We start from the raw sequence: 14,077 nt of genomic DNA on the forward strand, positions 1-14,077 counted from the left end.
CCACCCCGCTGCGGCGGCAGAAGGAGCGGCACGAGACACGCCGAAGCCTGCCGACGAAGTGCTGAGAGCTGCTGCGGCGGCGGCGAAACTCGGTGGCGACGTCGAACGGACGCTGCGCGGCCTGCGCCAACCGTTGCTGGAGACAGCGACGGACCAGCTGGCCAAAGCGTGGCACGTGTCGGCGAAGCACGGTGTGGCGTTGGCGGACGTATTGGACGCCACGAGGCGAGACCTCGACGAGCAAGCGGCGTTTGCGCGGCAGGTCAACGCGCGCATGGCAGGGCCACGGGCCAGTGCGGCCGTTCTGGCTGGGTTACCCGTGTTGGGGATTCTGCTCGGCGAGCTCAGCGGGGCGAGACCGGTCCACGTCCTCACCCAGACGGCAGCGGGGCAGTTCCTGCTGGTCCTGGGGGCGGTGTTCCTCGCAGCCGGGCTGTGGTGGACGCGGAAGATCACCGAGGTGCGGCCGTGACGTTCCTGCTGCTCGCCCTGGCGGTGCTCGCCGCGCCGGTGCCGCGGGCGGTCGACCGGCTCAGGCCCCGAGCCCACGATCCGCCGACGCCGAGTGCGAGGACCGGTGGTCCGTTCGAACTGGCCGCGGCCTGGGACCTGTTGGCCGCCTGCCTCAAGGCGGGGTTGCCGGTGCCGACGGCGATCCAGGCGGTCGGCATCAGGGAACTGAGCCAGGTCGCCGAACTGCTGAGACTCGGGGCCGATCCCGTCACGGCGTGGGCGTCCGCGCTGGAAGAGCCCACCACCGCGCCGTTGGCCAGGGCCGCGCGGCGGACGGCCCGGTCCGGTGCCGCGCTGGCCAGGCAGGCCGCCGAGCTGGCCCGGCGGACCAGGACCGAGGCGATGAACGACGCCGAGGCCAAAGCCCAGAGGGCCGCGGTGGCCGTGGCGGCGCCGCTCGCGCTGTGTTTCCTGCCGGCGTTCCTGTGCCTCGGCGTGGTGCCGGTGGTGCTGGGGCTGGCTGACCGATTCCTCGTCTAAGGAGAGAGATGGAACTGCTGAAGGACGACAGCGGCATGAGCACGGTCGAGTACGCGATCGGAACCTTGGCGGTCGCCGCGCTCGCCGGGGTTCTGTACGCGCTGGCGACCAGCGACTTCGTGCAGAACCTGTTGCAAGGGCTGATACAGCGTGCGCTCACTTCGGTCTGACGATCGGGGCATGGTCACCGTCGAGGCTGCTGTCGCAGTTTGCGCGTTGCTCGCAGTCATGGCGTTGGCGGCAGCTGGGCTCACTGCGGTCATCGAGCAGATGCGGTGCACCGATGCCGCGAGAGAGGCGGCGCGGCTTGCGGCGCGCGGTGAACGGCAGCGCGGTGAGCAGGTGGCCGGTGAGATCGCGGCCGGTGCGAGCGTCGTGATCCACAGCGAGGCGGACGCCGTCCGGGTCGTGGTGGGCAAACGGGGGCCGTTGGGCTTGCCGCTCACCGCGGAGGCGTTCGCCGTGCTGGAGCCGCGGTGAACGGCGAGGCGGGCTGCGAGCGGGGTTCGGCCGCGGTGAGCGGTGTGGTGGCGATGTTGTTGCTGATCATCGTCACCGTCGCCGGCGCGGAGGGCGGCGCGGTGCTCGTCGTGCGGCATCGGGTGACCGGCGCCGCCGATCTGGCGGCGCTGGCCGCCGCCGCTCGTCTCACCGGAGGCGACAGAAGTGCTTGTGAGCAGGCGAAACTCGTGGCCGAGGCGAACCGCGCGACCCTCGTCCGCTGCACGGTGAGCGGTTGGGAGGTGGTGGTCGAGGTCTCGGCGCCCACGCCGTTCGGCCCGGTGAACGCACGGGCGAGGGCAGGTCCGACTGAAGATCCGGAGCGTTTGGAGCACGATGAGCGGTCGAAACCTATCGGTGAGCGGACTCACACCGGGGTTCGGACATGCTGAACGGTGATCGAACCAAACGTGCGGAGTTCGGTGGCTCGTTTTGTCATAGCGCGTTCGCCGTTCCAGAGCGACCAGTTGTCGCGGCGGGGGTTACCAAGCCCGGGGCCGGTGTCGTTAGTTGTAGTGGCGGCACCGACGCGGTGTCCCAGGAACACCGGCACCACGTCGATGTCGAGTCAGAACCTAGGAAGAAGGCGACGGAAGATGGATTGGTCGGACAGCTGGCGCGGGGCCTTCCGCATCGAACTGCGTGCCGAGGCCGTGAGCCTCGCGTACCGCGGCTGGCCTGTCCTGCCCGGCACCTACCCGGCCGGTTCGGAGAACGGCGTCACGCAGTGGGCGGGTCGCAGCGGCCTCGAGCTCCACGGCCCGATCCCCGTGCACCGCGACTGGGTCGACCGCATCGGAACGCGGCCTGAGCAGGTCGCGACCTGGTGGGCCGGCGCTTCCTACAGCCTTCTCGTCGCCACCGGCCACGTGGTGGACGCGATCGAGGTCGGCACCGACCTCGGCCGCCGCGCGGCCGTCGCACTGCGCTCGATCGGTGTTCCCGTGCCGATCGCCGCGACCCCGTCCGGTCGCTGGATGTTCCTCGTGAAGTCCGGCTCGAAGCTCAACACCGAGCTGGCCGGCAACCCGGACGTGCACCACTACGCCCAGGGCGAGTACATCCCGTTGCCCCCCACCACGATGGCGCACGGTGTCGTGCACTGGCGGGTCAAGCCGCAGGTCTGCGGCTGGAACCTGCCGGACGCGCACGTCGTGCAGGACGCGCTCGTCGAGGCGCTGCACGCCCCGTCGCGCTACCAGCTCGAAACCGTCTGACACACAACCGAAAGCCCGGCCGCGCTGGGTGTCGTCGTGGACTCTCCCCGACAACCCCGAAGGCGATGCCCTGCGCGGCCGTTCCAACCCCGCCCGATCCGATGACCGGTTCCCGCACCCCGCACGTCGGGGACCGCGCAGGAAAGGGCGAAAAGCCGAACACGCACCCCGAAGGACAGCCTCCCGCACCAGCGACCGGACCGAGGAACGTTAGTGGCAGAGCACCCGCCCTGCCGCGGTCGGCGAAGCCGGCTCCTCCCCGGAGTTCGTCAGAAGACAGTGGACACCGTCGCCTCCCGCGTGTCCCGTCCAGACGAACGAACCAGATTCCGCCGATGTTTCCCAGGAATCCGGTCGCGAAGCGGTAGCAGGCGGGACAACAGTGTTCGGCACGTGGAGAGCGCGCGCCGCGGGAACCCGTGAGCCCGCGGCGCGCGCCCACGAAAGCTAGACGCCTTCCGCGTACGCGGCGAAGGCGAAGGTCTCCTCGAGAGATCCGGGCCGCGGGACCGCGTCGGCGTCCCAGCCGAGGTCCCGGTCCAGAAGGACTTGCTCGATGAGCGGGTGCCACCGCTCATCGAGCACTTTCAACGCCCACACCAGGGCGCCGCGCTTCGACTCCACCTCTCCCGTGTGGATGGTGTAGAGCGTGCGGCAGTACGTCGAGACGATGTAGCGCTGCGTCCAGGCGTTGCCCATCGGCGCCCACTCCCGGATGCCCTCCAGCACGTGCGGCAGCTCGGCACGCATCGAGGAACGCAGAACGGCGGCCGGCACCTCGTCGACCAGCGAGGTGATCGGCGGGCCGTCCAGCACGATGCCGTGGTGGCGCAGGATCCACCGGGCGTGCGGGCTGTTGCAGTGGGTGTCCCAGACCAGGGTGCGCGTGCCGTGGTCGTTGAACAGCCACGGAACTCCGAGGCCCGCCACGGATCGCAGCGACTCCACGTCGGCGTACGAGCCCTCGATCTCCGTCGACCAGCGGCCCGGCCGCAGTGGGATCTCGTCGTGCAGGGCCCGCAGCCCCGCTTCCCGCGAGCCGGACGGCAGCTCGGTGCAGGCGACGATGAAGTCGCAGTCGCTGTGGACGTCACCGGCGCCCAGGGCGAACGAGCCCTGCACGTACGCGCCGACGTAGGTGTCGCCGAGGATCTCGCGAACGGACGAGACGAAGCCGGTGAGCAGCGCGTTCAGGTCCGGGAACTGCGTGGGCACACCGGAACCGTAGCCACCGGGACCCGCCCGGTCAGGCGATTTTGCCCAGCACGACGTCGAGCACCAGCACGGCACCGGCCTTGTCCAGCGGGTCGTTGCCGTTGCCGCACTTGGGCGACTGCACGCACGACGGGCACCCCATCGGGCACGCGCACGCGTTGATCGCCGCCCGTGTCGCCGACAGCCACGCTCGCAACGCCGAGTGGCCGCGGTCCGCGAAGCCCGCGCCGCCGGGGTGGCCGTCGTGGACGAAGACCGTCGGCATGCCGGTGTCCGGGTGCACGGCCGTCGACACGCCGCCGATGTCCCACCGGTCGCAGGTCGCGAACAGCGGCAGCAGACCGATCGCCGCGTGCTCGGCCGCGTGCAGTGCGCCGGGGATCCGCTTCGGGTCCACGCCCGCGCCGAGTAGGAGCGACTCGTCGACGGTGTACCAGACGGCACGGGTCTGCAGCGACTGTTCCGGCAGGTCGAGCGGAATCTGGTCGAGCACGACGCCGGACGGCAGCCGGCGCAGGTAGCCGACCACCTGCGTCGTCACCTCGACCTCGCCCAGCGACACGGAGACGCCGCCGAAGTCGGTGCGCTCGATCTCGCGCACGACCGTGATGTCCACGCAGTCACGCGGTTGCGTCGTCCACTCCGGGTCTTCTCGGTGCACCATCGCCAGACCGCTGTCCAGGTCGAGCTCGTCGACGACGTACGCGCGGCCCTGGTGCAGGTAGACGGCACCCGGATGCACCTGCCAGGAGGCGGATCCCGGGTCGACCGTGCCGAGCATGCGACCCGAGTCGGCCTCGACGACGGCCACCTGCTCGCCGCCGGAGCCGCGGATGTCCACGCCGGCGTGCGGGCGGTCGTGCGACGCCCAGTACCAGCCCGCCGGCCTGCGGCGCAGCAGCTTCTCCGCCACCAGCTCGGCCAGCACCGACTCGGCCAGCGGGCCGCCGAAGTCGTCCAGGCACGCGGGCGTCAACGGCATCTCGGACGCCGCGCACGCCAGCTGCGGGCCCAGCACGTACGGGTTCAGCGGGTCGAGCACCGTGGCCTCGACCGGCCGGTCGAGCACCGCCGCCGGGTTGTGGACCAGGTAGGTGTCCAACGGGTCGTCGCGCGCCACGAACACCACCAGCGCGCTGTCGCCCGACCTGCCCGCACGGCCCGCCTGCTGCCAGAACGACGCCAGCGTGCCGGGGAAACCGGCCACCACCACCGCGTCCAGGCCGGCGATGTCGACGCCGAGCTCCAGCGCGTTCGTGGTGGCGACGCCGAGCAGGTCGCCGGTGGACAGCGCCTTCTCCAGCGCCCGCCGTTCCTCCGGCAGGAAGCCGCCCCGGTAGGCGGCCACGCGGCCGGGCAGCTCACCGTCCACTTCGGACAGGATGCGCTGCGTGCCCATCGCCGTCAGCTCGGCGCCGCGGCGGGAGCGGACGAACGCGAGCGACCGCGCCCCCTCGACGACCAGGTCGGCGAGGATCCGCGAGGTCTCCGCGCCGGCTGAGCGCCGGACGGGAGCGCCGTTCTCACCCTCCAGAGAGGTCAGTGGCGGCTCCCACAACGCGACCGTGCGCGACGCACGCGGCGAGAAGTCGTCCACGACAGCGGAAACCGGAACTCCGAGCAGGCGTTCGGCGGAAGAAGAAGGATCAGCCACAGTGGCCGATGCCAAAACGAAGATCGGATCCGCGCCGTATTTCCGCGCGACCCGGCGGAGCCTGCGCATCAACAACGCCACGTGCGACCCGAAAACGCCCCGGTAGGAATGGCACTCGTCGATCACCACGTACTTCAGCCGCCGGAAGAACCGCAGCCATTTCGGGTGCTGCGGGAGGATTCCGCGGTGCAGCATGTCCGGGTTGGTGAAGACCCAGTTCGCGTGCGCCTTGACCCAGTCGCGTTCGGCCATCGGGGTGTCGCCGTCGTAGGCCGACGCGCGCACGCCCTCGACCCCCAGCTCCTCGAGCGAGCGGAGCTGGTCTGCCCCAAGGGCTTTGGTCGGTGACAGGTAGAGCGCCGTGGCCTTCGTGTCCGCCAAAAGGGTGGAAAGCACCGGCAGCTGGTAGGCGAGCGACTTGCCCGACGCGGTGCCCGTCGCGAGCACCACGTGCCGGCCGGACCACGCGAGCGACGCCGCCTCGACCTGGTGCCGCCACGGCTCGCGCACACCCGTCTCCGTGAACGCCCCGACGACCGCCGGGGCGGCCCACGAGGGCCATTCGACGTGATCAGCCTGCCGCAACGGCAGATCGCGCGCGTGTGTGAGAGGTGACTCCCCGGCGGGCACTCCCGCCAGCACGCGGTCCAGCAACCGCCGTCCCTGATCCACCACGATCCGAGCTTCGCACACGCCACCGACACTTCCGGCCGGGGCGTGCTCGACTTCCAGGGCGGATAACGGTGTGTGCACGCTTCGGAACGGTTCGTTGCCTCGTTGCAAGCACCCCCTAGACTCCCCGCTCATCGCATCCAATGAGGGATGCGTCACGTCGCGCGAGGGCGGCTGGTCTGCCTTGGCGCTGCACATGGCAACTCACCAGGAGGACGGATGTCCCGGCAATTCCTCGCGGAGAGCCTCGAGCTCTCCGGGGGTGATCGCGGCGTCGTAGCCGTGGTCGCCGTGGTCGCCCTGGCTGCTCTCGCCGTCGGGTATGTGCTGCTCAAGGAGGTGCTGGCCGCCGGCCAGGGCACCCCGAAGATGCAGGACATCGCCAAGGCGGTTCAGGAGGGCGCAGCGGCCTACCTCAACCGGCAGTTCCGCACGCTCGGCATTTTTGTCGTGGTCGTGTTCGTTCTGCTGTTCGCGCTTCCGGCAGATGATTTGGCCGAACGAATCGGCCGGTCTTTGTTCTTCATCGTCGGCGCCGCGTTCTCGGCGACTATCGGCTACCTGGGCATGTGGTTGTCCACGCGCGCCAACGTGCGTGTCGCCGCCGCCGCCAACGAAGGCGAGGGCGGTCGCGAAAAGGCGATGCGCGTCGCTTTCCGCACCGGTGGCGTGGTCGGCATGATGACGGTCGGCCTCGGCCTCTTCGGCGCGGCGCTCGTCGTGCTCGTGTACGCCGGCCAGGCCCCGAAGGTCCTGGAGGGCTTCGGCTTCGGCGCCGCACTGCTCGCGATGTTCATGCGCGTCGGTGGCGGCATCTTCACCAAGGCCGCCGACGTCGGCGCCGACCTCGTCGGCAAGGTCGAGCAGAACATCCCCGAGGACGACCCCCGCAACGCCGCCACCATCGCGGACAACGTGGGCGACAACGTCGGTGACTGCGCCGGCATGGCCGCGGACCTCTTCGAGTCCTACGCCGTGACGCTCGTCGCGTCGCTGATCCTCGGCACCGCCGCGTTCGGCGCCCAGGGCCTGCTCTTCCCGCTGATCGTCCCGGCGATCGGCGTGCTGACGGCCGTCATCGGCGTCTACACGACGAAGGCCAAGGCGGGCGAGAGCGGCCTCGCGGCCATCAACCGCTCCTTCTACATCTCCGCGGTCATCTCCGCGGTGCTGTGCACCATCGCGGCGTTCGTGTTCCTGCCGAGCTCCTTCGCGGACCTCAACGGCATCTCCGACGCGCTCAAGGGCGGCAGCGGCAACCCGGCGCTGATCGCGTCCGTCGCGGTGATCATCGGCATCGTGCTCGCCGGCGTCATCCTCTGGCTGACCGGCTACTACACCGGCACCGAGCACAAGCCGGTGCAGGAGGTCGGCCAGACCTCGCTGACCGGTGCGGCCACGGTCATCCTGTCCGGCATCTCGGTCGGTTTCGAGTCGGCCGTCTACACCGCCCTCGTGATCGGTGCGGCCGTGTACGGCGCGTTCCTGCTCTCCGGCACGGCCGTCGTGGCGCTGTTCGCGATCGCGCTCGCCGGTTGTGGTCTGCTCACGACCGTCGGCGTCATCGTCGCGATGGACACCTTCGGTCCCGTCTCCGACAACGCGCAGGGCATCGCCGAGATGTCCGGTGACGTGCACGGCGAGGGCGCGCAGATCCTCACCGAGCTCGACGCGGTCGGCAACACGACCAAGGCCATCACCAAGGGCATCGCGATCGCCACGGCCGTGCTGGCCGCGACCGCGTTGTTCGGCTCGTACAGCGACGCGATCGGCAAGGCGCTCGTCAAGGCGGGCACGGCCGTTCCCGACCTGAGCTCGTTCTCGTTCGTCGTGTTCAGCCCGAACGTGCTCGTCGGCATCGCCATCGGCGCGGCCGTCGTGTTCATGTTCTCGGGCCTCGCGGTCAACGCCGTGACGCGCGCCGCCGGTGCCATCGTGTTCGAGGTGCGCCGCCAGTTCCGCGACAACCCCGGCATCATGGACTACTCCGTGAAGCCGGAGTACGGCAAGGTCGTCGACATCTGCACCAGGGACTCGCTGCGCGAGCTCGCGACCCCCGGTCTGATGGCCGTGCTCGCCCCGATCGCCGTCGGCTTCGGCCTCGGCGTCGGCCCGCTGGCCGGGTACCTGGCCGGCGCGATCGCGACCGGCACGCTGATGGCGGTGTTCCTGGCCAACTCCGGTGGTGCCTGGGACAACGCCAAGAAGCTGGTCGAGGACGGCAACCACGGCGGCAAGGGCTCCGACGCCCACGCCGCGACGGTCATCGGCGACACCGTCGGCGACCCGTTCAAGGACACCGCCGGCCCGGCCATCAACCCGCTGATCAAGGTGATGAACCTGGTCTCGGTGCTGATCGCTCCCGCCATCGTCACCTTCTCCATCGGTGACAGCGCGTCCGACCCGATCCGCATCGCGATCGCCGTGGTCGCGGCACTGATCATCGTCGCGGCGGTGGTCGTGTCCAAGCGCCGTGGCACCTCGATCACGGACACCCCCGCGGAGACCGTGAGCAACGGCGCCGCGTAGTTCCGATGCCTCCGGTCGGGGTACTTTCGGGGCTCCCCCGACGTACCCCGACCGAGGAGTTCCGACATGAGGCGCAGCCTCGTCGCCACCGCCGCCGTCGCCGCCCTAGCGCTGGCCGGGTGCAGCAACGGCGGCAGCTCCGGCACCTCCACGACGCCGACCAGCGGCGCGGCCTCCGCCGACGCCGTCGCCTACATGGACAAGGTCTGCGGCGCCGCCTCGGAGTTCGCCAAGATCGAGAAGACCGCCCCGAAGCTCGACGGGACGGACTCCACCAAGCTCAAGGCCGACATGGCCGCGTACATGGGCCAGCTCGCCGACGCCTTCACCAAGTCCGCCGAGGGCATGAAGAACGTCGGCCCGTCGCCCGTCTCGGGCGGCGAGGAGGCCGTCAACAAGATGGCCGAGACGTTCACCTCGCTCGGCACCGTCTTCTCCGACGCCAAGACCAGGGTCGAGCAGGCCGACTCCAACGACGCCACCGGTGGCCTCCAGGCCGCGGGAGAGGCCATCGCGAAGCTCTCCGAGCTGGCCGACCCGCTGCGCGAGCTCAAGGGCGTGCCCGAGCTGCAGAAGGCCACGCAGACGGCGCCGAAGTGCCAGGAGATGCAGCGCCTCAACGTCACGCCGACGAGCTGATGCGCCGCACAGCCACCGCCCTCGTGGCGGGATGCCTCCTGACGGTCACCGCCTGCACCGGCGGAGGTTCGCCCACGTCGTCGTCCGCCCCCAGCGAGGCCGACGTCGTCGCGTGGATGGACAAGGTGTGCGGCGCCGTCACCGGCACCTCGAAGCTCATGTCCGACGAGCCGAACTTCGACCTGACCGACCAGGCCACGCTCAAGTCGGGCCTGTCCGACTGGCTCGGCACCAAGGTCGCGGCCGTCGACAAGTCGCTGAACGACCTCAAGGCGCTGGAGGACGGCCCGCACCCGAAGTCGAAGGAGCTGGTCACCACCGCCGAGAGCGGCCTGGGGCAGGTCAGGACCCTGCTCTCGGACACGAAGTCGAAGGTCGACTCGTCGGCCGACGCGACGCAGATCGTCACCGCGTTCACCGAGATGGCCGCCAAGGCCTCCGAGATGGACGCGGAGGCCTCCAACGTGCAGCGCAAGCTCGGCGAGACGGGTCTGGCGGCGGCCGCGCAGAAGGCGGACGGCTGCAAGGACCTGGAGCTGTCGACGTCCTCGGCCCCGACCTCATGACCACACGACGCCTGACCGCAGCCGTCCTGGCCACCCTGGTCCTGGCCGGCTGCGGTTCGGACGAGGACGAACCGCTCTCCGACGCGCAGGCGCGGTGGGTCGACACGTTCTGCACCGGCCTCCTGCCGGGCAAGAAGGCAGGCCAGGAGCTCACGGCCCAGGACCCGGCCGACCCGGCCGCGGTGAAGACCGCCTACCTCAAGCTCGTCACCGCCAACTCGCAGGCGCTCGCCGACGCCGGGAAAAAGCTCGGCGAGCTCGGCCCGCCCTCCGCCGAACTGAAGGATGTTCACGAACGGTTGACGAAGTACATCAGCGAGTCGGCCAGGTCCTACGCGGCCGCCGAGGCGCCGGTGAGGGCGCTGGAGCCGAACGCCGGGTTCTGGGACGCGGCCGAGCAGGTGCTGGCCGACACGTCGCAGGTCAGCAAGCCGGAGGACCTTCGGGCGACGTTCGACGCGCTGGAAAAGTCGCCCAAGTACGCGGCGGCGATGGGCAGGTCGAAGCCGTGCCAGGAGCTGCAGACCGGCAGCCAGAGCTGATAGCTCGTACGGCGTAGTCACAAGCGCACCACTGGTCACAGTCGAACGTCTGTTCTACCCTGTGGGCCGTGGTGGGGCAGCTGTCCTTCTTCTCGGCCGAGGCGCGCACGCCGGCCAAGGCGGACCTCGCCGGCTTCCTCTGCGGGCCGGGGCAGGCCGTCAGCTTCGCGCGCGGCACGGCGGCCCGCGTGTACGTCGAGCTGCGCGACGAGTGGCGTTATCGGCCCCTCAAGCAGGCGTGCGACGAGCGCGGCGTGACGTCCGAGCTCGCCGTCAACGAGGAGGGCACGCGGTTCGTCCGCACGCCGTTCCGCACCGATCTCACCCCGTTGGCCGCCCGCTGGCTGGACGGATCGACCAAAACCGTGCCGGACGACTTTGAGCTGAACGGAGCAGTGCTGCGCGTGTGGGCACTAGCGGCCGGCAGCTGGATGGAGTCCGCGTACCTGCTCGGTTTGGACCCCAACGCGCCGCAGACACACCTGCCGTTGCAAAATGCCCTGCTCGCGTCGGGACTTCCGTGCACCCTGGTAGGGGCTCCGGCGTTGCGGGTGACGGGCCGGCGGAGGCTGGCGCGGCTCGCTGAGCTGGTCGGAAGCCCTCCGCACGGGGTGGCGTGCAGCACCTGGCCGGCGGCCTGAGCGGGCGGTCCGGCATGGTTGTGTCACTCTGTCTCGTCGTACAGGCGTCGCGGATGGTGTGCTTTTCGGCCGACGCTGGGCAACACTGGCGGGCCTGGGAACCGGGTTTGGAAGAGAGCGGGACGGCGAGTGGCTGGATCGACACGGACGAGAAAGAGCAGCGGAGGAGCGGGTGCCACCCGGCGATTGGTGATCGTCGAGTCGCCCACGAAGGCGCGCAAGATCGCCTCCTACCTCGGCGCCAACTTCGTCGTGGAGTCCTCCAGGGGACACATCCGGGACCTGCCGCGCGGTGCCGCCGACGTCCCCGCCAAGTTCAAGGGCCAGGCCTGGGCCAGGCTCGGCGTCGACGTCGACCACGACTTCGAGCCCCTCTACGTGATCTCCGCCGACAAGAAGTCGCTGGTCACCGAGCTCAAGGAAGCGTTGAAGGACGTCGACGAGCTCTACCTCGCGACAGACGGTGACCGCGAGGGCGAGGCCATCGCGTGGCACCTGCTGGAGACGCTCAAGCCGAAGGTCCCGGTCCGCCGGATGGTGTTCCACGAGATCACCGAGTCCGCGATCCAGGCCGCCGCCGCCAACCCGCGCGACCTCGACCAGGACCTGGTCGACGCCCAGGAGACCCGCCGCATCCTCGACCGCCTCTACGGCTACGAGGTCAGCCCGGTCCTGTGGAAGAAGGTCATGCCGAAGCTCTCGGCGGGCCGCGTGCAGTCCGTGGCGACCCGTCTGGTCGTGGAGCGCGAACGCGAGCGCATGAAGTTCGTCAGCGCGAGCTACTGGGACATCTCCGCGCAGATGGACGCCGGCGAGAAGGCCACGCCGCGCCAGTTCGGCGCCCGGCTCGTCGCCGTCGACGGCACGCGCCTCGCCACCGGCCGCGACTTCGGCTCCGACGGCAAGCTCACCGGCAAGGCCGACGTGGTCGTGCTGGACGAGGCGCAGGCCAGGGCCATCGCGAACGGCCTGCAGAACGCGCCGGTCAAGGTCTCCTCCGTCGAGGAGAAGCCGTACACGCGCAAGCCGTACGCGCCGTTCATGACCTCGACGCTGCAGCAGGAGGCGGGCCGCAAGCTGCGGTTCTCCGCCGACCGCACGATGCGCACGGCGCAGAAGCTGTACGAGAACGGCTACATCACCTACATGCGAACCGACAGCACGACGCTGTCGGAGACCGCGATCAACGCGGCCCGCACGCAGGCCACGGACCTCTACGGCGCCCAGTACGTCGCGGACAAGCCGCGCCAGTACACGCGCAAGGTCAAGAACGCGCAGGAGGCCCACGAGGCGATCAGGCCGGCGGGAGAGGTCTTCCGCACGCCCGGCCAGGTGGCCGCCGAGCTCGACTCCGACGAGTTCAAGCTCTACGAGATGATCTGGCAGCGCACGATCGCGTCCCAGATGGCCGACGCGCGGGGCAACACGACCAGCGTGCGCATCCAGGGCAGGGCCGCGACGGGCCAGGAGGTCACGTTCGCCGCGTCCGGCCGCACGATCACCTTCGCCGGCTTCCTCAAGGCCTACGTCGAGACCGTCGACGCCGAGGCCGGCGGCGAGTCGGACGACGCGGAGTCGCGCCTGCCGCAGCTGGTCAAGGACCAGGACCTGACGATCGCGGAGCTGTCCGCGGACGGCCACACCACGTCGCCGCCCTCGCGCTTCACCGAGCCGTCGCTGATCAAGACGATGGAGGAGCTCGGCATCGGCCGTCCCTCCACCTACTCGTCGATCATCAGCACGATCCAGGACCGCGGCTACGTCTGGAAGAAGGGCGCCGCCCTCGTCCCGTCGTGGGTCGCCTTCGCCGTCGTCGGACTGCTGGAGCAGCACTTCGGCCGCCTGGTCGACTACGACTTCACGGCGGCGCTGGAAGACGAGCTGGACGGCATCGCCGCCGGTCGTCAGGGCCGCACGAACTGGCTGTCCGGGTTCTACTTCGGCGGCAGCGTCGGGCCCGACGGCTCGATCGGCCGCTCCGGCGGGCTGAAGAAGCTGGTCGGCACGGGTGTCGAGGACATCGACCCGCGCGAGGTCAACTCGATCCCGCTGTTCAGCGACGACGAGGGCCGCACGGTCGTGGTCCGCGTCGGCCGCTTCGGCCCGTACCTGGAGCGCGAGGTCGACGGGGCCGCGCAGCGCGCGAACCTGCCGGACGACCTGCCGCCGGACGAGCTGACGAACGAGATCGCCGAGAAGCTCTTCTCGACGCCGCAGGAAGGCCGTTCGCTGGGCACCGACCCGGTCTCGGGCAACGAGATCGTGGCCAAGGAGGGCCGCTTCGGCCCGTACGTGACCGAGGTGCTGCCCGAGCTCGAGGAGGGCACGCCGAAGTCGAAGGCGCCGAAGCCGCGCACCGGCTCGCTGTTCAAGTCGATGGCGCTGGACTCGGTCACGCTGGACGACGCGCTGAAGCTGCTCTCGCTGCCGCGCGTGGTGGGCAAGGACCCGGAGACGGGCGCCGAGATCACCGCCCAGAACGGCCGCTACGGCCCGTACCTGAAGAAGGGCACGGACTCGCGGTCGCTCACGGACGAGTCGCAGATCTTCACCGTCACGCTCGACGAGGCGCTGAAGATCTACGCGGAGCCGAAGAAGCGCGGCCGCGCGGCCGCCGCACCGCCGTTGCGCGAGATGGGCAACGACCCGGTGTCCGGCAAGCCGATGGTGATCAAGGAGGGCCGCTTCGGCCCGTACGTCACCGACGGTGAGGCGAACGCGTCGCTGCGCAAGACCGACAGCGTCGAGTCGATCACCGACGAGCGCGCGGCGGAGCTGCTGGCCGAGAAGCGCGCCAAGGGGCCGGTCAAGAAGAAGGCGCCCGCGAAGAAGGCGACGACGACCGCGAAGAAGCCCGCGGCCAAGAAGGCTCCCGCGAAGTCGAAGAGCTGAGCAGGTAGGAGGTGGC

14 protein-coding genes are annotated in these 14,077 nt (G+C 70.1%); 12 read left to right on the forward strand and 2 right to left on the reverse strand.

Annotated features, from left to right (window positions below; genetic code table 11):
- From VF330_RS33325 to VF330_RS33350, 6 genes are all read left to right on the forward strand, one after another.
- On the forward strand, positions 1-472 hold a 472-nt coding region (locus VF330_RS33325; RefSeq protein WP_330855686.1), incomplete at its 5' end, for a type II secretion system F family protein.
- The gene (locus tag VF330_RS33330) at positions 469-993 is read left to right on the forward strand and encodes a type II secretion system F family protein (RefSeq protein WP_330855687.1); all 525 of its coding nucleotides are present in this window, start codon (positions 469-471) and stop codon (positions 991-993) included. The genes VF330_RS33325 and VF330_RS33330, both read left to right, overlap by 4 nt.
- 8 nt (positions 994-1,001) lie before the next feature.
- Positions 1,002-1,163, forward strand: coding sequence for a DUF4244 domain-containing protein (locus VF330_RS33335; protein ID WP_330855688.1), 162 nt, complete (start codon positions 1,002-1,004; stop codon positions 1,161-1,163).
- 10 nt (positions 1,164-1,173) lie between these two features.
- The gene (locus VF330_RS33340; RefSeq protein WP_330855689.1) at positions 1,174-1,473 is read left to right on the forward strand and encodes a TadE family type IV pilus minor pilin; all 300 of its coding nucleotides are present in this window, start codon (positions 1,174-1,176) and stop codon (positions 1,471-1,473) included.
- Entirely contained in the window at positions 1,470-1,886 is a 417-nt protein-coding gene (locus VF330_RS33345) for an Rv3654c family TadE-like protein (protein WP_330855690.1), read from the forward strand. Before VF330_RS33340 ends, VF330_RS33345 begins: the two co-directional genes overlap by 4 nt.
- A gap of 204 nt (positions 1,887-2,090) precedes the next feature.
- Positions 2,091-2,711, forward strand: coding sequence for a bifunctional DNA primase/polymerase (locus VF330_RS33350; protein WP_330855691.1), 621 nt, complete (start codon positions 2,091-2,093; stop codon positions 2,709-2,711).
- A 447-nt stretch (positions 2,712-3,158) separates the two neighbouring features.
- Here the strand turns inward: VF330_RS33350 and VF330_RS33355 are convergent, their stop codons facing one another.
- A complete protein-coding gene (locus VF330_RS33355; RefSeq protein ID WP_330855692.1) occupies positions 3,159-3,926 on the reverse strand; it encodes an aminoglycoside adenylyltransferase domain-containing protein in 768 nt (255 codons plus the stop codon).
- A 31-nt stretch (positions 3,927-3,957) separates the two neighbouring features.
- Positions 3,958-6,255, reverse strand: coding sequence for a DEAD/DEAH box helicase (locus VF330_RS33360; protein ID WP_330855693.1), 2,298 nt, complete (start codon positions 6,253-6,255; stop codon positions 3,958-3,960).
- Positions 6,256-6,471: 216 nt separating this feature from the next.
- On the opposite strand from VF330_RS33360, the gene VF330_RS33365 reads away from it, so the two are divergent.
- From VF330_RS33365 to topA, 6 genes are all read left to right on the forward strand, one after another.
- Positions 6,472-8,781, forward strand: coding sequence for a sodium-translocating pyrophosphatase (locus VF330_RS33365; RefSeq protein WP_330855694.1), 2,310 nt, complete (start codon positions 6,472-6,474; stop codon positions 8,779-8,781).
- Between the two features lie 66 nt (positions 8,782-8,847).
- Positions 8,848-9,420: a hypothetical protein gene (locus VF330_RS33370; RefSeq protein WP_330855695.1), complete on the forward strand. Its 573-nt coding sequence runs from the start codon at positions 8,848-8,850 to the stop codon at positions 9,418-9,420.
- Positions 9,420-9,986, forward strand: coding sequence for a hypothetical protein (locus VF330_RS33375; protein WP_330855696.1), 567 nt, complete (start codon positions 9,420-9,422; stop codon positions 9,984-9,986). The genes VF330_RS33370 and VF330_RS33375 overlap by 1 nt, the downstream gene beginning before the upstream one ends.
- Positions 9,983-10,528, forward strand: coding sequence for a hypothetical protein (locus VF330_RS33380; protein ID WP_330855697.1), 546 nt, complete (start codon positions 9,983-9,985; stop codon positions 10,526-10,528). Before VF330_RS33375 ends, VF330_RS33380 begins: the two co-directional genes overlap by 4 nt.
- A gap of 68 nt (positions 10,529-10,596) precedes the next feature.
- Complete coding sequence (locus tag VF330_RS33385) at positions 10,597-11,169, forward strand: hypothetical protein (protein WP_330855698.1); 573 nt, start codon at positions 10,597-10,599, stop codon at positions 11,167-11,169.
- A 129-nt stretch (positions 11,170-11,298) separates the two neighbouring features.
- A complete protein-coding gene (topA, locus tag VF330_RS33390; protein ID WP_330855699.1) occupies positions 11,299-14,061 on the forward strand; it encodes a type I DNA topoisomerase in 2,763 nt (920 codons plus the stop codon).
- The last annotated feature ends 16 nt before the right edge of the window (positions 14,062-14,077 follow it).

Source organism: Lentzea sp., from assembly GCF_036380075.1.
Classification (GTDB): Bacteria; Actinomycetota; Actinomycetes; order Mycobacteriales; family Pseudonocardiaceae; genus Lentzea.